The 19,783-nt window shown below is 37.6% G+C and carries 17 protein-coding genes and 1 tRNA gene; 15 read left to right on the top strand and 3 right to left on the bottom strand.

Annotated features, from left to right (window positions below; genetic code table 11):
• Positions 1–6: 6 nt before the first annotated feature.
• Entirely contained in the window at positions 7–2,349 is a 2,343-nt protein-coding gene (locus SULAR_RS06275; protein WP_008244141.1) for an EAL domain-containing protein, read from the bottom strand.
• Between the two features lie 234 nt (positions 2,350–2,583).
• On the opposite strand from SULAR_RS06275, the gene SULAR_RS06270 reads away from it, so the two are divergent.
• The 11 genes from SULAR_RS06270 (at position 2,584) to SULAR_RS06220 (ending at position 15,936) form a co-directional block, all read left to right on the top strand.
• Positions 2,584–3,237, top strand: coding sequence for a hypothetical protein (locus SULAR_RS06270; RefSeq protein WP_008244140.1), 654 nt, complete (start codon positions 2,584–2,586; stop codon positions 3,235–3,237).
• A 2-nt stretch (positions 3,238–3,239) separates the two neighbouring features.
• Entirely contained in the window at positions 3,240–4,178 is a 939-nt protein-coding gene (locus SULAR_RS06265) for a cation diffusion facilitator family transporter (protein WP_008244139.1), read from the top strand.
• Positions 4,179–4,180: 2 nt separating this feature from the next.
• Positions 4,181–4,846 carry a uroporphyrinogen-III synthase gene (locus SULAR_RS06260; RefSeq protein ID WP_038000207.1) on the top strand — a complete coding sequence of 222 codons (666 nt, stop codon included), beginning with the start codon at positions 4,181–4,183 and terminating at the stop codon, positions 4,844–4,846.
• Positions 4,847–5,210: 364 nt separating this feature from the next.
• Positions 5,211–6,479: a phosphoribosylamine--glycine ligase gene (purD, locus tag SULAR_RS06255; protein WP_008244134.1), complete on the top strand. Its 1,269-nt coding sequence runs from the start codon at positions 5,211–5,213 to the stop codon at positions 6,477–6,479.
• 9 nt (positions 6,480–6,488) lie between these two features.
• Entirely contained in the window at positions 6,489–6,944 is a 456-nt protein-coding gene (locus SULAR_RS06250) for an RDD family protein (RefSeq protein ID WP_008244132.1), read from the top strand.
• Between the two features lie 31 nt (positions 6,945–6,975).
• Complete coding sequence (locus SULAR_RS06245) at positions 6,976–9,018, top strand: LPS-assembly protein LptD (RefSeq protein WP_238536367.1); 2,043 nt, start codon at positions 6,976–6,978, stop codon at positions 9,016–9,018.
• The gene (locus SULAR_RS06240) at positions 9,018–9,290 is read left to right on the top strand and encodes a DnaJ domain-containing protein (protein ID WP_008244129.1); all 273 of its coding nucleotides are present in this window, start codon (positions 9,018–9,020) and stop codon (positions 9,288–9,290) included. The genes SULAR_RS06245 and SULAR_RS06240 overlap by 1 nt, the downstream gene beginning before the upstream one ends.
• Entirely contained in the window at positions 9,268–9,954 is a 687-nt protein-coding gene (locus SULAR_RS06235; RefSeq protein ID WP_008244126.1) for a phosphoribosyltransferase, read from the top strand. The genes SULAR_RS06240 and SULAR_RS06235 overlap by 23 nt, the downstream gene beginning before the upstream one ends.
• Before the next feature lie 76 nt (positions 9,955–10,030).
• Positions 10,031–12,163, top strand: coding sequence for a polyribonucleotide nucleotidyltransferase (locus tag SULAR_RS06230; protein ID WP_008244123.1), 2,133 nt, complete (start codon positions 10,031–10,033; stop codon positions 12,161–12,163).
• Positions 12,164–12,374: 211 nt separating this feature from the next.
• The gene (locus SULAR_RS06225) at positions 12,375–15,251 is read left to right on the top strand and encodes a DUF11 domain-containing protein (RefSeq protein ID WP_008244116.1); all 2,877 of its coding nucleotides are present in this window, start codon (positions 12,375–12,377) and stop codon (positions 15,249–15,251) included.
• Between the two features lie 13 nt (positions 15,252–15,264).
• Positions 15,265–15,936: a porin family protein gene (locus SULAR_RS06220; RefSeq protein WP_188084888.1), complete on the top strand. Its 672-nt coding sequence runs from the start codon at positions 15,265–15,267 to the stop codon at positions 15,934–15,936.
• 27 nt (positions 15,937–15,963) lie between these two features.
• Here the strand turns inward: SULAR_RS06220 and SULAR_RS11470 are convergent, their stop codons facing one another.
• Positions 15,964–16,443 (bottom strand): exosortase/archaeosortase family protein, encoded by a 480-nt coding sequence (locus SULAR_RS11470; protein ID WP_008244112.1) that lies wholly within the window; start codon positions 16,441–16,443, stop codon positions 15,964–15,966.
• A gap of 315 nt (positions 16,444–16,758) precedes the next feature.
• Between SULAR_RS11470 and SULAR_RS06210 the strand changes: the two genes are divergently transcribed.
• The 4 genes from SULAR_RS06210 (at position 16,759) to SULAR_RS06195 (ending at position 18,913) form a co-directional block, all read left to right on the top strand.
• A complete protein-coding gene (locus SULAR_RS06210; RefSeq protein WP_008244110.1) occupies positions 16,759–17,070 on the top strand; it encodes a F0F1 ATP synthase subunit C in 312 nt (103 codons plus the stop codon).
• Positions 17,071–17,171: 101 nt separating this feature from the next.
• Positions 17,172–17,256, top strand: a tRNA-Leu gene (locus SULAR_RS06205).
• A 449-nt stretch (positions 17,257–17,705) separates the two neighbouring features.
• A complete protein-coding gene (locus SULAR_RS06200; protein ID WP_008244108.1) occupies positions 17,706–17,987 on the top strand; it encodes an HU family DNA-binding protein in 282 nt (93 codons plus the stop codon).
• 125 nt (positions 17,988–18,112) lie between these two features.
• Positions 18,113–18,913, top strand: coding sequence for a DUF5718 family protein (locus SULAR_RS06195; RefSeq protein WP_008244106.1), 801 nt, complete (start codon positions 18,113–18,115; stop codon positions 18,911–18,913).
• Here SULAR_RS06195 and zupT read toward each other — a convergent pair.
• On the bottom strand, positions 18,908–19,744 hold the full coding sequence (gene zupT / locus SULAR_RS06190) for a zinc transporter ZupT (protein WP_008244104.1): 837 nt from the start codon (positions 19,742–19,744) through the stop codon (positions 18,908–18,910). The genes SULAR_RS06195 and zupT overlap by 6 nt on opposite strands.
• Between the last annotated feature and the right edge of the window lie 39 nt (positions 19,745–19,783).

Below are 19,783 nucleotides of genomic sequence, written 5' to 3'. Positions count from 1 at the left end.
TTAGTATCAAAGAAGTTCCTCAAACTTTTTTATAGGCATAGGTTTATGTGCATAGTAGCCTTGGTAAGCATGACACTCTAATTTTTTTAAAGCATTTAACGTTTTTTCATTCTCTACACCTTCTGCTAATACTTTAAAATTAAACTTTTGTGCGATTGCAGTAACAGCTTCAACAATGGCAATATCACCTTTACTTTCATGCATATTCATAATAAAAGATTGATCTATTTTTACTATATCGACAGGGAGCTCCTTGAGATATGAAAGGGACGAATACCCTGTTCCAAAATCATCTATGGCAAAAGTAAAACCGAAATTTTTTAATTCTTTGATCTTTTTTACAGCATCAGACATATTTCGCATGATACCACTCTCTGTGATTTCTAGTTCAAACCATTCTGCCTTTACATCGTGTTTCTGAAGCTGCACCATCAGCTTTTCAACAAAGTGAGGCTGTAAGAAGTGTATGGTAGAGATATTGATAGCGATATGATCTAACAGGAAGCCACCCATGCACTGACTTAAACTTTTTACTTCACTGAAAACTTTATCGATGATCCACTCTTCAAGTTTGATGATAGTACCACTCTCCTCAGCAATAGGTATGAATTGTGCAGGAGAGATAAAACCTTTTTTGGGATGATGCCATCGTATGAGTGATTCTGCACCGATAATCTTGTTTTGTTCTATATCCAACTGTGGTTGATAATATACAATGAATTCATTATTGATCAGTGCCTTGTGCATATCGTTTTCTAACATGAGTGTTTCATGTGTCTCTTGACTCATACTGTTTTGATAGAATTGGTATGTACCCCTTGCACTTTTCTTTGCTTCATACATCGCTGTCTCAGCACGTTTAAGAAGATCATAGGCTGATACATCAATGTCATTGAAAAGTACAATACCTATAGTGAAATTTACATGATACTCATCACCTGCAAGGTTAAAAGGCGGAGTAAAAATATCATGAATTTTATTGATATATTTTAATGTCATTTCTTTGGAGAGTTCCTGCTCTATGGCTAAAGAAGGAAGGAGTATGACAAATTTATTCCCAGTGACACGTGCAAATATCTCATGACTGTCTATATTGTCATCTACACGTTTGACCACCAGTTGAAGTAAATGGTCACCTATATCATGTCCATAAGTCTCATTGACCTTCTTAAAGTGATTAATATCAAGGAACAGTAAGGCAGAGTACTCCTTACTTTGTCGTTTTTTTCCAAGAAAGGCTTTGAGCTTGTCTAAAAGGAGTGTACGATTTGGGATATTGGTAAGCATATCATAGTAGGCATTTCTAATCATTTCTTCTTTGGCTAACACTTCATTGGTGATATCATCTATAATGGTGATACCTCCGGCAACATTGCCTTCTGCATCAAGCATGGGGACGGTTGAAAGGTTTACATAAAGATTCTGCGTACTATGGGGAATTTGAAAAGGGCCACGATAATTGCCTGTTTTGCCTTGTAAGACTTCTTGATGCGCTTCGATCATTTGTTGATATGGTGAACCATGAATATCTGAATTTATCAACATTTCTTTGTCTTCTATCTTATTAATATGCATAAAGTGCATGTTGACATCTTCAAGTTTCAAAGCCGGGTTATAGTAATAAATCCCCACAGGTGCACGTTCAAATAGTGCAAAAAAACGTTCTTTGAGTTTTTCGTGTGTATGTTTGATACTGATAAAGTGTTGACGATTGTTTAATGCATTATTGATCACTTTTCCATAATAGTTCGCTGTGAGTATCATGATGAGCATTAATGCAAGAATAATATATGCGATCTTTGTATAAATTTCTCCTTCAATAAAAAAGAGACGTAGAATTATAGGAGAGTATGTGACCAATGCATAAGTTAATACAAGATTACGTTTGGATGCCAATATACCCATGGCTGAAAAACCAATAGCAAATAAAAAGAAGATCACGACCATTTGATTTAAAAGTTCAGACTCAGGAAATATTAAAAATGCACTACTCCCCCAGACAATACCATTGAGCAAGATGTTCGTATAGTATTTATCAAGCCAGATTTTTGAATCCCTAAGTTTATTATGTTCGCTTTCACGTTTGAACAGATAATAGTGATAAAATTGATAAAGGAACATAATACAACTGACCAGAAGCCAGATAGTAATTGAATACAGATCTACAGATCCTAATTGGATAGCACACAGAAGGAGTGTACCAAAAAGATTTCCAAAAAGCATAATAGGGGATGAGATATAGTAGAACCCCATTTTGTCATAGGCAAGTCGTTTTTCAAATGATATTTCTACGTTGTCTATAGCTTGGTCTAAAGTATTTTCTTCTGTAACATTAGGTCTTTTAGTCATGTAGGGAAGTCCATCCAATAATATGTATATACTTAATACATAGGCATACTATAAGTTATTTGATTATTATATCATAAGTTTATTTTAATTATCAAATCCTACTATTTGTATGGAGTGTATTTAAAATAACTATAAAAATTATTTTTGCTCTCTGATAGTATAGAAATGTTACCCGTGCCATTTAAATCTAACTATGCTAAAATCATTTTTCATTTAACATTGAGGCCATCATATATGAACATCCCAAATTTATACGAAGAAGTGATTGCATTTGGATCGCTTCTTTTCGCTGTAGTAGCACTCTATTTTATGCTTAAATTGCATTACCAGTTTGCTTTCGGGTTGATGAAAAATACCTCTTCATATGAAACACATCAGGCTAAAATAGAGAAAGCCAAACACTATCTTTTTTTTGTACTGAAGGTGTTGTTATGGGTAGGGCTCATAGGTGTCTTTATATTTGGTAGCTATTATCTCTCAGAGGGGATGAGTCTTAAAGCACTTCTTTTTGAATTATGGGATAAGATACCAGAGGGATTTTGGTTAGAGGCATTTTTTGTTATCATTAGAATAGCTGTGATCATTACTTTGTCACGTTATATGTTAAAGTTTGTCTATGCATTCTTGGATAAACATCAGCAAAAAGCGATTGAAAACCGATGTGACAATTGCCGTGAAATAACGATTGTTACATTCTATACACGTTTACACAATATGGTGAAATATACAGTCCTACTAGGTATACTGTATCGTATTACACTTTTCTTCACCTTCTTGGATGTAGTAAGTCGTGGATTATGGATACTTCTTATAATTTATTTTATGGTATCTATGGGATTGTTAACACTCAATGGGTTGACAATGATGAAAGAAAAAAGAGGAGTATGAATATGAGTCAGGCGTTAAAAATGTCACCACAAAAACGAGCCACACTTGTGTCAAGTTCGGTTGCAACACTTTTGGTGATCTTAAAATTGGTCTTGGGTATAGCAAGCGGATCAGTGGCGGTACTTGCTTCTGCAATTGACTCACTTTTAGATATGTTGGTGTCCGGGTTTAACTTTTTTGCGATTAAAAAGTCAGAAGAACATCCAGATGATGAATACCACTATGGTAAAGGTAAGATCCAAGCTATTGCTGCGGTTATAGAAGGGACGATCATTACTATGTCGGGTATCTATATCATTTATGAGGCGTTTAAAAAGTTAAGCAGTGGATCTGTAACCACGCTTCTTACCCCTTCCATTGTGGCAATGACACTTTCTATCATCATTACCTATCTTTTAGTTAAGTATCTTTTGAAAGTTGCAAAGGAAACAGACAATCTTGTGATCAAAGCAGATGCTTTACATTATACAACAGACCTATGGAGCAATGCTGCTGTTCTGCTGGCACTGGGGCTGGTTTATATGACAGGAATTGATGCTATCGATGCGATCTTTGGTTTAGGAATAGGATTTTATATTATCTACTCTGCCTACGAGATCATTCAAGAAGGTATAGAGATACTTTTAGACCGTGCACTGGATGCAGATATGGTGGAAAACATTGCAAAGATCCTCTCGAATCATCCTGAAATCACAAGTCACCATTGGCTTAAAACTCGTACGGACGGTACCACCAACTTTGTAGAATTTCATATGGTTTTACGCCCTAATATGTTGCTGCTTGAAGCACACCGTATCGCCGATCAAGTAGAGGATCAAATCTTTTTACTAGATACCAATAAAAACTGGGTCATCACACCACACTTTGATCCTTATGATGACGAACGTATGAATGTGGCGATGCTGAATGGTGAGCATTTATCCAGAGTGGCAAACAAGTAATCATGACTCAAAATGATGGTATGATTTATCTTTTATCCCCTCTACGCAAGGAAGGAACGATACATCTACCCATGATACGTTTTTCGCTTCTACATTCAGCGCTAGATCTTTCAAAATGTGACACCCTTCTCTTTACCTCCAAGCAGGCGGTTAAAAGTGCAGAAGCATTAAATCCTGAATGGAAAAAATATCCATGTATAGCCATAGGTTCAGCAACGGCAAAAGAGATAGAATCTTTGGGTGGAAACGTGATCTATCAACCCAAATCATTTTATGCTGAGAGACTCAGTCAAGATATCATCACACAATTTCAAGATAAAAAGATTTTATACTTACGTCCCAAAGAAGTCTCTTTTGAGTCCAAAAAAATTTTAGCCACGGCAGGGATAGCACTTCAGGAACAAATTATTTATGAAACATCCTGCATTCGCTATGATAAACAAGATAAACCAGGTAGAAATGCCATTATCATCTTCACATCTCCCTCGACGATTCATTGTTTCTTGAAAAATTTTCAATGGGACGATAGTTATACAGCTGTTGTGATAGGTGAAGCGACAAAAGTACATTTACCTGACGGGGTACACTACGAAGCCGCGGATAGACCAACAATAGATGCCTGTATACTAAAAGCAAAGCAAATTTTACTCACTTCTAACTCCAAATAGGTTATAATATATTTAGCCTAGGTGATGCGACTACTGTATTTGGGGTCCAACATTTATTCTTAGTGGGACATGTAGTCTCTTAGTGTGTGGATGTTTTCGTTTGAGCTTGACTTGGTCAGCGAGGGATCATCCCCTAAAGAGAGACTCTCTCCTACACCGTTGGCTATATAGGGCCGACTTGACACAGAACGCTCGCCCGGGTCTTATTAGTGACGATGTTTGCACGCATAGGACTTTGGAAAGGTCATTGACGGACAAGGAAGTTCGCCTTCTTACCTTTCCAAAACCCTCTACGGACAATGGTATCCCTGCTAATCAGACCGCATATTATGGTGATAATTAAACTTTTTTCGGAGAATTGTAAATGAACGTATTGATAATAGGTGCCGGCGGTAGAGAATATTCTATTGGTTTGGCATTGACAAAAGATGAGAATGTAGAGAAGATCTATTTTGCACCGGGTAACGGAGCAACAGACACATTAGGTGAGAACTTAAAGATCAGTGATTTTTCTGCATTGGCAGATTTTGTTGAAGCCAATGGTATCGAACTGACTATTGTGGGGCCTGAAGCACCATTGGTCAGTGGTATTGTTGATGTATTTAAAGAGAGAGGTCTTACGATCTTTGGACCCACAGCCCAAGCTGCACAACTTGAAGGTTCCAAGATCTTTATGAAAAACTTTCTTGCGCGACACAATGTTCCTACAGCAAAATATATTGAAACTGATTCATTGCAGGATGCCTATGATTTTATCATGACACTTGATACACCGATTGTAGTGAAAGCAGACGGACTTTGTGCTGGTAAGGGTGTGATCATCGCGCAAAGCCATGACGAGGCAAAAAAAGCCGCAGGTGAAATGCTTTCAGGCAATGCATTTGGTGCTGCGGGAACCAGTATCGTTGTGGAAGAGTTCCTGGATGGCTATGAGCTTTCTGTATTTGCTATCTGTGATGGAAAAGATTATGTGGTTTTACCTGCTGCACAAGACCATAAAAGACTTCTTAATAATGATGAAGGTCCAAATACCGGTGGTATGGGTGCATACGCGCCTACACCGCTGGTCAATGATGAGATCTATCGTAAGCTGAACGAAAGAGTGATAGAGCCTACACTGAAGGGTATGGAAGCTGAAGGTATGCCGTTTACGGGTGTACTTTTTATCGGTGTGATGGTGGTAAAAGGTGAGCCTATAATTCTTGAGTATAATGTACGTTTTGGTGACCCTGAATGTGAAGAGTTGATGCCACTGCTTAAGTCTCCGGCTTCTGAACTCTTCTATAAGGCAGCAACGGGTGATCTTAAAAATGCCAAGATAGAGTTTCATGACAAATATGCAGTTGGTGTCGTTATGGCAAGTAAAGACTATCCTTATAAAAGTACACCGCCTGCAGAGATCATTGTAGATGATATCTACCATGAAGAGGTAAAGGAAAATGCACATATCTCATATGCGGGAGTCACGCGTGGTGAAGATGGAAAACTCTATGCAACAGGCGGTAGAGTACTCGTTTGTGTAGGTGTTGGTGACAGTATCAAAGAGGCACAAAGGCGTGCCTATATGTTAGTAGGGCAGGTACATTTTGCAGGCAAGCAGTGTCGTACAGACATTGCATATCAAGCACTCTAGGAAGTGGGGATGTCTGAATCTCTCTCCTTGCCTATTGCAAGTTTTCACAAAAGAATTACTTCTTTTGTGATAGATGATATTGTTATCACACTGTTTTTTATTATTATTTTTTATGATCAGTTCTCTGCGGTTTTTTCAAATATCACAGTGGTAGATGAAGCAGCACTTGAAAATATCAATGCTTTTATCGCTCAAAACCTTTTGGTGGTACTCTCTATAAAACTCCTCTATCATACTGTTTTGATATGGCAAAACGGTATGACACTAGGTAAGTATTTTATGAAGATAAAAGTCATAGACTTAGAAACAGGAGAAACTCCTGGTTTTCAAAAGGCATTTTTACGCGCTGCAGTGAGAATACCGAGTGAGGTACTCTTTTACTTAGGCTTTCTTATGGCATTTTTTGTACCTCTTAGACAAACGCTGCATGATAAACTCTCTAACTGCGTAGTTGTGAATGACTAAAAAGATCTTTTTTTTTCTTGTATCTATGGTAATGGGTGTGCAAATACTGCATGCTGCTTCAGATAACAGTAAGATAGAGATCACAGCAAAACATGTGGATGCGACTAAAAACTTAGTCAAAGCTAGAGAGAATGTGGTCGTATATTATGAAGATTCTGTGATAAAAGCATCTTCTGCATATTTTGACAAAAGCGCGAAAATACTTGTGCTTGATGGTCAGATCGAAATGCTGGGATATCAAGGAAGTAAAGTTCATACCAATCATCTTGAAATTCATACAGAGTCGAAAGAGGTCACTTTTGACGAACTCTTTTTTATCGGTAAAAATGATGTGTGGATCTTTTCGGATGATGCACATAAAGAAGAAAGCAACTACACGTTGGGTGCATCTCTGATATCCAGTTGTGATATAGCAGATCCTTTATGGAAAATGGCTTTTTCAGATGCTTTATACGATAGTGATACAAATTATATAAAGATCTATGGGGCAAAAGTATATTTATGGGATATTCCTGTGTTTTACACACCGTATTTAGCTTTTTCTACTGATAAAGAAAGAAGTTCAGGGCTTCTCTTCCCTGCTTTTGGGTATTCATCCAATGGGGGATTTTTGTATGAACAACCTATCTTTTGGGCTATTTCTCCAAGTATGGATATGGAGTTTAACCCTCAGATTCGAACGGCAAGAAGTATAGGGATGTATAGTACGTTACGTTTTGTTGACTCAGCGTATTCATCTGGAAAGTTAAGGGTAGGATATTTCAAAGATAAAACGGAGTATATAGAGGAGAATTCTCTTCCAAATGGTAGTCATTATGGGGTAGAGTTCAACTATGAATCTTCTAAAGTATTTTCTCATAAATTACCCACTGGATTTACAGATGCTCTCTATATCAATACCACTTATCTGAATGATATCGATTATTTGAATTTACAGCAAAGTCATTTGAAACATTTTGGACTTATTCCTTTACAGGAATCCAGAGTGAATTATTTTCTTTATAACAATGATTATTATGCAGGATTCAATAGCAAATATTTTATCGATACAAGAAAAGAAGATAATAGTGATACATTACAGATACTACCTTCTATACAATTACATAAATACTTAAGTCATTTACTATGGGATAATCTTACCTATAGTGCAGATCTCCGTATCAATAATTTTGATAGAGAAAAAGGTACAACTATGCGTCAGGCAGAGATCAAGGTACCAGTGGAATTCACGACCTCCTTTTTTGATGATTTTTTGAACCTCTCCTTTGGAGAAGAGTTATATTACAGTAAATTCTTTTTTGGTAATGGAGAGTACCTTTATGATGATTTTGAGTATTATAGTAATATACATAAGGTAAAACTTTTTACAGATCTAACGAAAAAATATGATGGCTTTATCCATGTACTGCAACCGGCTTTAGCATACATTAGACCTGGGAATGAATACAAGTCCCCTTCATTGTCTGCACTGGATGTGAACCAAACAGCATTGTTCACGGTAGGGTTACCAGAAGAGCACTATGCATTTAATTTAAGCCAATACTTTTATGATGAAATGATGAATTTAAAGTTTTTTCAAAGATTGACGCAGACCTATAACCCTGACAGAAGCTATGAGTTTGCTGATCTGAGTAATGAAATGCAGTACAACTGGAATGGGTGGAGTTTGTATAATAATGTGATCTATTCATATGAGTATGGTAAAATACGTGAGTCAGCCAGCCGTGTTACCTTGAATGAACAAGGTTCCCATTTTAGTTTGGGGCATACCTATAAACAAATATTACCTGATGTACCGACGTATATTACCGGTAATATCAATGCAAATGAAGTCTATTTTTCTTTTGAATATACACTCAATGAACAAATGCAGTTGAATGGCGGTGTCACATATGATGTGGATGATGCATCAAGTAAGCAGTGGAGATTTGGGGGGAGTTATCATCGTGATTGCTGGAATGCTACAGCTTCTGTTCGACAAGACATTGTACCTAGGCCAACAGGCTATACAGAGGATACTACTTTCTATTTGCAGTTGAACTTTATTCCTTTTGGTGCAGTAGGAACAGAATAATGAATATCAATCCTAAAGATGAGATAGAAAAAGCGTTAGAGATATTACATCTGCCTAAGTTGATCAGCAAAGCAGATATAAAAAAACAGTACCATTTTTTGGCTAAAAAGAATCACCCTGACCTGGGTGGAGAGGTTGAAAACATGGAGCAGTTAAATCATGCGTATAAATTATTGATGAAGTATATAGAAGAGTTTCGTTATACTTTTGATGAAGAAGAGATTTCCAAACAATTCCCAGGAGCAGATTATGCCCAACGATTCAAACCCTAATGCCTATTTTGAAGATAGAGAAGATGCCTCAAAACAGTTGATCGAGACGCTTCCTATAGAGCTATTCACAAAAAATGAAACGGTAGTGATAGGTGTCAGTGAAGGGGGCGTTTATTTTGCAGATAAGATATCCAAGTCTATTAATGCACAGATGGATATTTTACTCGCAGAACCTATATTGGCACCGAATAACCCTGAGTTGGCTATCGCAATGGTCTCCGAAACAGAAGATGTGGTGATACATAAAGCACTGGTAGATGCATTTGAGATCAATGAAGACTATGTCTATGGCGAAGCCCACAGAAAGTATGAAGAAGAAGTACTCTCTTATGTCTATAAATATCGAAAAGGCAAGGATTTGATCTCTCTCAAGGGGAAATATGTTATCTTAGCTGATGAGTGTATAGAAACAGGACTGACCATGATGGTTGCACTGAAGTCGGTCATCGCAAGAGGAGCTAAAAATATTTTTATTGCAACACCTATATTGGATAAAGGTGTCTATCAAAATCTTCTTACGGTGTGTGATGGTGTATTTTGTCCTCATAAGATACAAGACTATATTTCGATAGAATACTATTACAAAGATTTTGAAAGATTGAATTTTGAAGAGATATCCTTCATGGTCCATGATCAAGAAGTAAAACCAAAAGAAGTAGAATAAATATATTTTTATGAAAATAAACATGCAAAACAGCATAGTATGAAAGTATTTAACAGTTAAAAGGAAAGAGAAACGAATGAAAGAACAAAACATAGAGATCAAGGTAAACAGTCTCGAAGAAAAATATGAATTTAATAAAATAGCAAAGCAGGCAAGTGGTGCAGTGATGTACCGACAGGGGAAAGCGGTACTGATAGCAGCTGTTGCAGTCGATGAAAAAGCAGTCGATGAGGATTTTCTTCCTTTAACTGTGCAGTATATGGAAAAATCTTATGCTGCAGCCAAGATCCCTGGCGGTTTCATCAAGAGAGAGACAAAGCCTGGTGACTTTGAAACACTGACATCTCGTATTGTTGACCGCTCTTTACGTCCGTTATTCCCTAAAGGGTTTCACTATCCTGTAACGATCACAGTGATGGTGATAAGTGCAGATTCAGAGGTTGATATGCAGGTAGCTGCTTTACATGCGGCAAATGCAGCACTGTATGTTTCAGATATCCCAGTGACCACAAGTATCGCTGCAGTCAGAGTTGGTACAGTCGGAGATGATATCGTTATCAATCCGACACTTACACAACAGGCAGAGAGTGAACTGGATCTTTTGGTTGTTGGTTCAGGTAAAGATGTAGTGATGATAGAGATGCGTACACTTGCCACTGAGGGTGAAGAGGGACAAAGTGCCAATGAGTTTGATGAGTCAGCACTGGTTGATGTGATCGCAATGGCAGCAGAAGCTATAGATGCAGCATCAACTGCTTATGCAGATGCCTTTACTCCTATGGTAAGACAACCGCTGGACCTACCATTAGCTGAAGAGAAAATAGATGCATCACTGTATGCAATGATAGAAAAGAATTATGCAGCGGATGTCGAAAAAGCTATCTCACATATGGCAAAGAGTGAGCGTTCTACTGAACTTAAAAAAGTGCGTACGAAAATCATGGAAGCTCTAGAATCAGAGGGTAAAGAGGCAGATAAAGAACTGGTATCCAAAGTCCTGGAACGCTACAAAAAAACAGTGGTTAGAGCGATGATTCTAGATAAAAATATTCGTGCAGACGGCAGAACACTCGATGAAGTAAGACCTATCAGCATCGAGACAAATCTTTTACCTTCTGTACACGGGTCATGTCTTTTTACACGTGGCCAGACTCAGGCACTTGTCACGGTGACACTTGGCGATAAAAAAGATGCACAGATGTATGAACTGATCACTGAGAAAAACGCTCAGTCAGAGAACTTCATGGTACATTATAACTTCCCAGGTTACTCTGTAGGAGAAGCGAAATTTATAGGTGCGCCTGGTAGAAGAGAGCTTGGACATGGTAATTTAGGAAAAAGAGCATTAGAGCCTACTTTAGATCTAAACTATGATGGAAGTATCCGTTTGGTCTCGGAAATTTTAGAAAGTAATGGTTCGTCCTCTATGGCGACTATCTGTGGTGGTGCATTGGCATTGCGTGCTGCTGAGGTACATACTACAGCACTTGTGGCAGGTATCGCTATGGGTCTAGTGAGTGAAGGTGACAAGTATGCTGTACTGACAGATATCATGGGGCTGGAAGACCATGATGGGGATATGGATTTTAAAGTAGCAGGTACTTCAAAGGGTATCACCGCACTTCAAATGGACATGAAACTCGGTGGTATAGACTTGGCTGTACTAAGAGATGCATTACAAAAAGCCAGCCAGGGTAAGAATCATATTCTTAATATTATGGAAGAAGCAGAAAAAAACATTGTTTCAAGTGCTGCACTTCCTAGTACAGAACATTTTACAGTACATCCAAGCAAGATAGTAGATATCATCGGGAAAGCAGGTGCAACGATCCGTGAGATCATAGAAAAGTTTGAAGTCTCCGTTGATCTTGACCGTGATGTAGGTGGCGTAAAAATTTCAGGTGAAGACAAAGAAAAAGTAGCAGACGCAAAAGCCCATATAGAAGAGATCGCTTCATCCCCTGTGAAAAAGCAGATGGAATATAAAGTCGGTGAGAGCTATGAAGGTAAAGTGAAAAAGATCGTAGATTTCGGACTCTTTGTTGAAATGCCAGATGGCTTTGATGCACTGCTCCATATTTCAAAAGTAGCCAAAGAACGTGTTAATAACCTTTCAGAAAGATACAGCGAAGGTGATACGATCACTGTTGTAGTGATGGAACAAAAAGGCAAAAAGGTTGAGTTGGCAACCCCTGAGTTTTTAGCGTAAATTTTTTCTTCTATACTTTGTCCATTTTTGGCAAAAGTACAGAAGGTTTATTCTCAGTATATGTTATATACTTTTCTACATATTCTATAAAATTCGTATTTTAAAAATCCCTTTTCTCCCTAAGTAATTTCAATAAATATAATTATGATTAATATTGATATTTTTATATTATTGATGTACAATAAAATAATATACGAGGAAGGGAAAGAAAATGAAATTAATCAAATTAATAATGATCTTAGGTGCACTGTTGTTGACAAATCTTTCGGCTGCAGTGATTTCAGGCTATTGTTTTGAGGATGTGAATGGGGATGGTATTAAAGATCCCGGGGAAATTTGTGCAGAGGAGGCTGTTTGGGCAAAGATTGTAAATCTTTCTACTGGGCATGTAGAGGTATCTAAAAATCTTTACAGTATAGATCCTGAAACATCAGGTTATTTTGAGTTCAATACACATAGTAAAACAGGACAATTTAAAGTTTTTCTTGACAATAATGCTGATGGAAAAGATACAGTAGCTACCCCTCCGGTAAATACTCACTTCACAGTGGATCCATTGGGTGATGGGACTGATACAAACCGAACAAACGGTGAGACATACTATACTATTGATCCTGGAGAAGAGGATACAATTTATGAAAATCAGGACTTTGGATTTCAATTTGGTGGGGATTGTGTCTGTGAGGGTGCAGATGGCATTATTATTAAAAAAACGATAAATATTAACGGTGATGTTAGTGATTGGGAAAGTGTTCATACGGATGCCGACAATAATGTATGTGACCATGGAGATTCAGAAGACAAAGATGCGATTGTTCAATCTACAGGTAGAAACCTGGTTCAGTTTACATGGACGGGAGATAATGACTTTGCCTATGGATTTACGCGAAGAGTAGGTTCAAGTACCAATACTCAGACATTTATCTATTATGCAGATAGAGATGGTGATGGTAGAATGGAAGCAGAGGATTTCGCACTTGTAGCTGGTTGGCAGGGTAATACGGGAGCAACATCACTGTATTATTATCCTTATTTACCTGCTGATCTTGTGAATGGTGATTCTATGGTATGGACACAGGCAGATATAGATGCAGGTAAATTGCCTCCTGGTGGACAGACACCAGACACTTCTTGGATAGGATCTGGAGATGGCTATACGCTGGCAGGAAATCTTGATACAGGCAGTGGTGTAGATTTAATCGCTGCAGGTAATGGTCTTGCACAGGGAGTGACTGAAGCTAGTGGAGGACTTGATGATGCAGGTGTTACAATGGAGTGGCGTGTTCGCTGGGATGCCATCGGATTAACGCCATTCCAGGGAATTACTTACCATATCAGTACTATGAATTCTTCAGTCAATGATAACAATCCTCCAGGTCAGGTTGATGATAATATGGCAGGATGTTATGGTGAAGCGACACTTAGGTATTGTGGTGTTACGTTGGTGCCGGATCGTTCTATCATACTTCCTAGTGGTTCTGTTGGACCAGTTTACTTTGAACATAATCTTACCAATACTGGAAATGGGGATGAGAATTTAACTTTAAGTTTAACCCAAACAGAGAGTGATTTTACTGTCACCTATATAGAGTATTATAATGATGCTAATGGTAATGGTGTAGAAGATCTAGGTGAGGAAAACTTAACCGGAGGACCTCTAGCCCTTGGTGCAGGTGAATCGATCAATCTCCTTGTCAAAATAGGACTTCCAACCGGTTTGGATGATAATATTGCTACGGGTGAGATCAATGCTACAACTACGAGCTGTGCAGTTAACAAGAGTGCCGTTGTATATGATCAGATCCGTGTGCTTCCTCTTAATTTTGACCTTGACATCACAAAAGAAGTCAGTGATGATAATGCAAGTTGGGTGGACACAATCGAGCTCAGTGAAGGAAGTCCAGCTTATTACAGGATAACCGTTACCAATAACGGACCAGATGGTGCAACGGATGTTACGGTAAATGATGTGCTCCCTGCTAACGTGAACTATATCGGCTATTATGCCACCCAGGGAACATATGGAGCTGGACAGTGGATGGTTGGTAATTTGGCTCTTGATGGTAGTGCAGAGCTATTTATCGATGTCAATGTAAGTCAGACAGCAGGAGATTTGACAGTGATTCAAAATATCGCATCTACTACTGATACAAATGATACCGATACCAATGATCAGGATGATGCAAACATTACTGCCATTCATATCCCTGTGGTTAATCTCCAAATAGTCAAAACTGTCAGTAATCCAACTCCTTATGAGGGAGAAGATATCAACTATACTATCACAGTGACAAAATTTGGTATTGATGATGCGGAAAATGTTGTAGTGAACGATATCTTGCCTCCATGGGTCAGCTATGTTGATTCTACTGCATCCGTAGGAAGTTATGATGAGACAACTGGAATATGGGATATTGGTACAATGAGTAATTCTGTTGAGACTCTCATAATTCAAGCTACTGTTGATACCAATGCAACATTACATAATCCTATTGTAAATACAGCATCTGTGAGTACTGACACCACTGACACCAATCCTGATGATGATATTGCATCTGCTACATTTAATGCTAGTAACCCTGCAGACTTGGGTATAACGAAAACAGTAGATAATCCAAACCCTCAAGAAGGTGATACTATTGTATATACGATCAGTGTGACAAATTATGGCCCACTTGATGCAACTAATATTTATGTCCAAGAAGAGCCATTTGATGGTAATCTTTCAATCACAGGGACAGATACTACACTTGGAACCTTCAATGCACCATGGTGGCATATACCTGAGCTTAATGTTAGTCAAACAGCTGTTCTAACGGTTACAGCAATGGTAGATCTCAATAGTACGGGTGATATACTGATCAACAATGTTATAATCGATACCGAGAGACTTGACCAGAATGATACAAATGGTGAAAATGATAAAGCTACTGCAATTGTGATAGTTGGCTGTCCATGTGACAACATTTCAAGTGATAGTGCTTCAGCTATGAATAAAACAGTCGGTCTATTGATGATATGTATGACTCTGCTGATCGGACTTATTTTTGTCAGAAGAGAAGAAAAATATAACAGAAATGAAAGATAAGGGAGGGGTAAAGATGAAAAAAACAATACAAATAATGACGCTTAGTTCACTTATGGCAACAAGCAGTCTATTTGGAGGGGGTAATATCGCTCCAGTGGTACCGATAGAAGAGGTTGATCCAAATCCTTTTTATGTCGGTGTAGGTCTTCTTTGGGCAGGAATAAGCAGAGATTGTTTTTGTCCTCCTGATAGAAATGTCAGATTGAAAGATTCCACATGGGGAGGAATAGTAAGAGCAGGGTATGATTATAATCAATATATCGGGATAGAAGCTCGTGCACTTCAATCAAGTATAGAGAGTGACTGGGCAGATAAAACAACACATTACGGCATTTTTCTTAAACCAATGATGCCAGTAGGTGAACAGATGAATATCTATGGTCTTCTTGGATATGGTCATACAAAAGTCGAAACTGACTGTCCTTTTCTAAAGGATGAATATACCTATAATGGTTTCAGTTATGGTATAGGACTTGAATATGACCTTTCTGATAAAGAGGATGACTATGAGGCCCACAAAGAGAATGAATCGGATGTTCTGACTTTTGATAGAGAATTTGATGGACATGGCGATCAAGAAAAAGGCTGGGGCCTTTGGATAGATTATCAAAATCTTATGCATAATAAGGGACCAGATAACTATAAAACAAATATAGTTAGTTTCGGTATCACTTACGACTTTTAATAAGAAACTACAGAGTTAGAGAATGATCTAACTCCGTTTTCTTGATAGTTTGATAAATGCTATAAAAAGTCCCAATCCAACACTTATCAATAGCGCATTGCCAATAAGGTCATGCGACCAATAAAAATTTTCTTGTTCTCCTTCTTGTTCTACAAAATAGACTACTAACAATATACGAAAAACATTTATAAATGAAAATATTGTATATCCAAGACTCATCCACACTATTTTATACCATAGCCCAGAAGGGTATGCAAGTATGGATGCAAACAAAAAGAGTATAGGTATGATGCCATTACATGTATGGTTAATAATAATTTTATACTGGGGGTTTATCCAAATATCAATACCTTGAAGTTGTCCTGGCTGTAAAAATATTTCCAGAAAAAAAAGTGTGAGTTTTGTTTGTACTTCATTGATAAAAGTACTCAATATTGAAGTTTCATTGTAAAACAAGATAAAGAGTACTATCAAATATAAAAAGTATAAAGATACAAATCGTTTCATAATAATACTATAGCACCATAGTGCTTATTGCACACCATATGTAGTTTTCAGTCAAATAGTACATATTATGAGGGGGGATAATGAATGTATCAATCCCTATACGGGTAGGGTAGTACAAAAGTGATTCTAAATAGATTTGCATTTAACAAAATTTAATCATGATAAAGATATAATTCGACGTTATTTGAAGTGATCAGTAGGGAAATGTAGGCATTTATGTCTATGTTGGCGATCATTTAGTATCGTTTACGCTATCCGAACAGACTTCTAGAACAGTCGAAGAGACTTAAAACCCATTAATTTAAAGGATATAAAATGAAAAAGTTTTTCTTACTTTTCTTAGCACTTGGTGCTGTTGCATTTGCTGGTGAAGCAGATGGTGAATCTATGATCAAAGCATATTCAGTAGTTGCTGCTGGTATCGGTCTTGGTCTTGCTGCACTTGGTGGTGCTGTTGGTATGGGTAACACTGCTGCTGCGACTATCGCTGGTACTGCTAGAAACCCAGGTCTTGGTGGTAAACTAATGACTACAATGTTCATCGCTCTTGCAATGATCGAAGCACAAGTTATCTATACATTGGTAATTGCGCTTATCGCTCTTTACGCTAACCCATTTATCGGTTAATCTTAAAGACACTGAAAGGTTGTGATGGATATAATCCGTCACAACTTTTCAAACCCTCATTTTGTAAAGTCCAGTAGTACTTTTAAACTACAAGTCTATGTGCGTCAGTGGTGGAACGGTAGACACGCTACCTTGAGGGGGTAGTGCCCTACGGGTGTGGAGGTTCAAATCCTCTCTGACGCACCATCTTTCTCAAACCTTTTAAATAGTTATATTTCATCCTGTATCTTTACTGTATTGATATCCATACAAAATTCGATTACTGCACTTTTTTATTTTCTGACATTCAAATGCTATTGTACATATTGGTTCAGGTTTTGAAGTGTTTCGTGTTTATATAGAGAACTAATTTGATTATCAAAAGGTACATAATTTTATTTTTAAGGATCTATGTCAGATGAATGGAATGATGCTTACACCGTCTTTTATAGGCCATATTGTCATGATATAGGCTATAGAATATAATCTATACGTATATTAACTATTATCTATTTAAATAATATAATATTATATTTAGTCTTTTTTTTAACAAAAGTGTATGAAATGCCGTAAAATAGGGCTTTTTATTATATTTTTATCTTTTTTTAAGAATTAGTTGTGATATAATGATTCCATCTTAAAAACAAGGAAGTAGAATGACAAAAGCAGATTTCGTAGAATTGGTACAGAAAAACGGTGAGTTTGAAAGTAAAGCAGCAGCAGAGAGAGCGGTAAAAGCATTTATCACTTCAGTAACTGAAGCATTAGTAAAAAAAGAAACTGTATCATTGGTAGGTTTCGGAACATTCTCTACAGTAGACGTAGCAGAAAAAAGTGGTAAAGTTCCAGGAACTGATAAAACTTATACAAAACCAGCACACACAGCACCTAAGTTCAAAATGGGTAAAACACTTAAAGACGCTGTAGCAGGTAACTAAGTTCATTACCATATCTACTACCTAATGGTAGTAGATACTCTTCACGTTATTTCCCCTTACATTTTTAAAACACCCTATAACCATCCCTAAGATATACTACATTATTATTTTTTCTAAGGATATTTATGCAATTACAACATACAATATGTTTAGGTGTGGCAGGGAACTTTGCACACCATTTAGAACAAGCAGGTGAACTCAAAGATTTCGAAAATGTCATGACTGCTGAACCTGATGCACCCAAAGGTATATTTCCTTTTTATCTCCCTGGATCAGATTCTTTTTTAGGCGTGTACTCTATAGGTACAGACAGACTTACCCTTCCAGAGTATGAAGCCAATGCACAAGTTGAACCGGAGATCGCTGTACTCTTTGATATAGTCTATGATGAGGGGAAAAAGGTCATTGATCTCATCGCTCAAAAATTTACTACGTTCAATGACTGTACTATCCGTAAAGAAGGGGCAAAAAAGATTTCAGAGAAAAAGTCATGGGGGCGCAATTCTAAGGGTATTGGTGATACATGGATACCTATTGACAGATTTGAAGAGGGTGGTGTGATGGATCATTATCATTTATGTTCTTTTGTAAAACGTGAAGGTATCTTACATCCCTACGGTGTGGATGCCCCACTGTTAGGATACTCTTACTTCTATACGAAGCTGAAAACATGGTTGATCGACAAAATGAACACCCAAGAAGATTTCGGACCTCTGGAAAACATCGCTGCACATCTTCAAGCAACACATTATCCTAAACAAGCCCTCATCTCTATAGGTGCGACAGCCTACGCAGAGTTTGGTAAAAAGAATTATTTAAAAAGTGGAGATGAAGTCTATGTCATTGCTTATGACCATCGTACAGAGGACTCAAGTATAGAACCATCGGCTCACAAGGTTATATTACACCAAAAAGTAAGCTCATAGTTTAAAAAGAATGAGGCTTGCAGACATCACAAGCATACCGATCACAAGGCCAAAGATGGTGGTATGGTCATTACCATAGACTCTAGCAGCAGGTAAGAGTTCATCAAATGAGATATAGACCATAATACCTGCAACCACACCAAATGTGATCCCTAATGCCAGATCTCCCATGATAGGTACCAAAATGAGGAATCCAATGATCGCACCTACAGGCTCTGCTAATCCAGAGCCCAAGGCATAAAGAAAGGCTTTTTTACGATCTCCTGTTGCATGATAGACTGGAAGAGCGATGGCCAATCCTTCTGGAATGTTGTGAAGTGCTATGGCTAGTGCAATAGATATCCCGGTAGTCATATTATTTAGGGCTGATACAAAAGTAGCAAATCCCTCTGGAAAGTTATGTAAGGCAATGGCAATAGCCGTAAAGAACCCCATACGTGCCAGTGGTGCTCTATAGTTTTGGATAGTTTGTGTATCCTTGTTATCTATACTGTTTTCAATATCAAGGGTATGGTGGGGATTGATATTGTCAGGAATTAATTGATCAATGACAAATGAGAGTGCAATACCTACAAAAAAAGCAACAAGGCCTAAGCTTTCACCTAAAATCTCTCCATATTTTAACGTAAAAGCATCTTGGGATTTGACAAGGATCTCTACAAATGAGACATAGATCATAACGCCTGCAGAGAAGCCTAGACCTACGGATAAAAATTTTGTATTTTTCGCACCGCCCCAAAAAGTAAAGAGAGCACCAAGGGCAGTAGAAAGACCTGCAAACAAGGTTAACAAAAATGCAGGTAACATCTCTGCGATGGTCAATGCTTGCATCTTTCTACTCCATCATATTTTATTACATTATGAGATACT

Origin of the sequence: Sulfurovum sp. AR (assembly GCF_000296775.1) — a bacterium.
Taxonomy (GTDB): Bacteria; Campylobacterota; Campylobacteria; order Campylobacterales; family Sulfurovaceae; genus Sulfurovum; species Sulfurovum xiamenensis.
This window is presented reverse-complemented; position numbering and strand designations above follow the sequence as displayed.

Excerpts from the sequence above, each read along its gene's own strand:
- SULAR_RS06275 (WP_008244141.1), bottom strand. The coding sequence starts at position 2,349 with ATGACTAAAAGACCTAATGTTACAGAAGAAAATACTTTAGACCAAGCT.
- SULAR_RS06270 (WP_008244140.1), top strand. The coding sequence starts at position 2,584 with ATGAACATCCCAAATTTATACGAAGAAGTGATTGCATTTGGATCGCTT.
- SULAR_RS06265 (WP_008244139.1), top strand. The coding sequence starts at position 3,240 with ATGAGTCAGGCGTTAAAAATGTCACCACAAAAACGAGCCACACTTGTG.
- SULAR_RS06260 (WP_038000207.1), top strand. The coding sequence starts at position 4,181 with ATGACTCAAAATGATGGTATGATTTATCTTTTATCCCCTCTACGCAAG.
- purD (WP_008244134.1), top strand. The coding sequence starts at position 5,211 with ATGAACGTATTGATAATAGGTGCCGGCGGTAGAGAATATTCTATTGGT.
- SULAR_RS06250 (WP_008244132.1), top strand. The coding sequence starts at position 6,489 with ATGTCTGAATCTCTCTCCTTGCCTATTGCAAGTTTTCACAAAAGAATT.
- SULAR_RS06245 (WP_238536367.1), top strand. The coding sequence starts at position 6,976 with ATGGGTGTGCAAATACTGCATGCTGCTTCAGATAACAGTAAGATAGAG.
- SULAR_RS06240 (WP_008244129.1), top strand. The coding sequence starts at position 9,018 with ATGAATATCAATCCTAAAGATGAGATAGAAAAAGCGTTAGAGATATTA.
- SULAR_RS06235 (WP_008244126.1), top strand. The coding sequence starts at position 9,268 with ATGCCCAACGATTCAAACCCTAATGCCTATTTTGAAGATAGAGAAGAT.
- SULAR_RS06230 (WP_008244123.1), top strand. The coding sequence starts at position 10,031 with ATGAAAGAACAAAACATAGAGATCAAGGTAAACAGTCTCGAAGAAAAA.
- SULAR_RS06225 (WP_008244116.1), top strand. The coding sequence starts at position 12,375 with ATGAAATTAATCAAATTAATAATGATCTTAGGTGCACTGTTGTTGACA.
- SULAR_RS06220 (WP_188084888.1), top strand. The coding sequence starts at position 15,265 with ATGAAAAAAACAATACAAATAATGACGCTTAGTTCACTTATGGCAACA.
- SULAR_RS11470 (WP_008244112.1), bottom strand. The coding sequence starts at position 16,443 with ATGAAACGATTTGTATCTTTATACTTTTTATATTTGATAGTACTCTTT.
- SULAR_RS06210 (WP_008244110.1), top strand. The coding sequence starts at position 16,759 with ATGAAAAAGTTTTTCTTACTTTTCTTAGCACTTGGTGCTGTTGCATTT.
- SULAR_RS06200 (WP_008244108.1), top strand. The coding sequence starts at position 17,706 with ATGACAAAAGCAGATTTCGTAGAATTGGTACAGAAAAACGGTGAGTTT.
- SULAR_RS06195 (WP_008244106.1), top strand. The coding sequence starts at position 18,113 with ATGCAATTACAACATACAATATGTTTAGGTGTGGCAGGGAACTTTGCA.
- zupT (WP_008244104.1), bottom strand. The coding sequence starts at position 19,744 with ATGCAAGCATTGACCATCGCAGAGATGTTACCTGCATTTTTGTTAACC.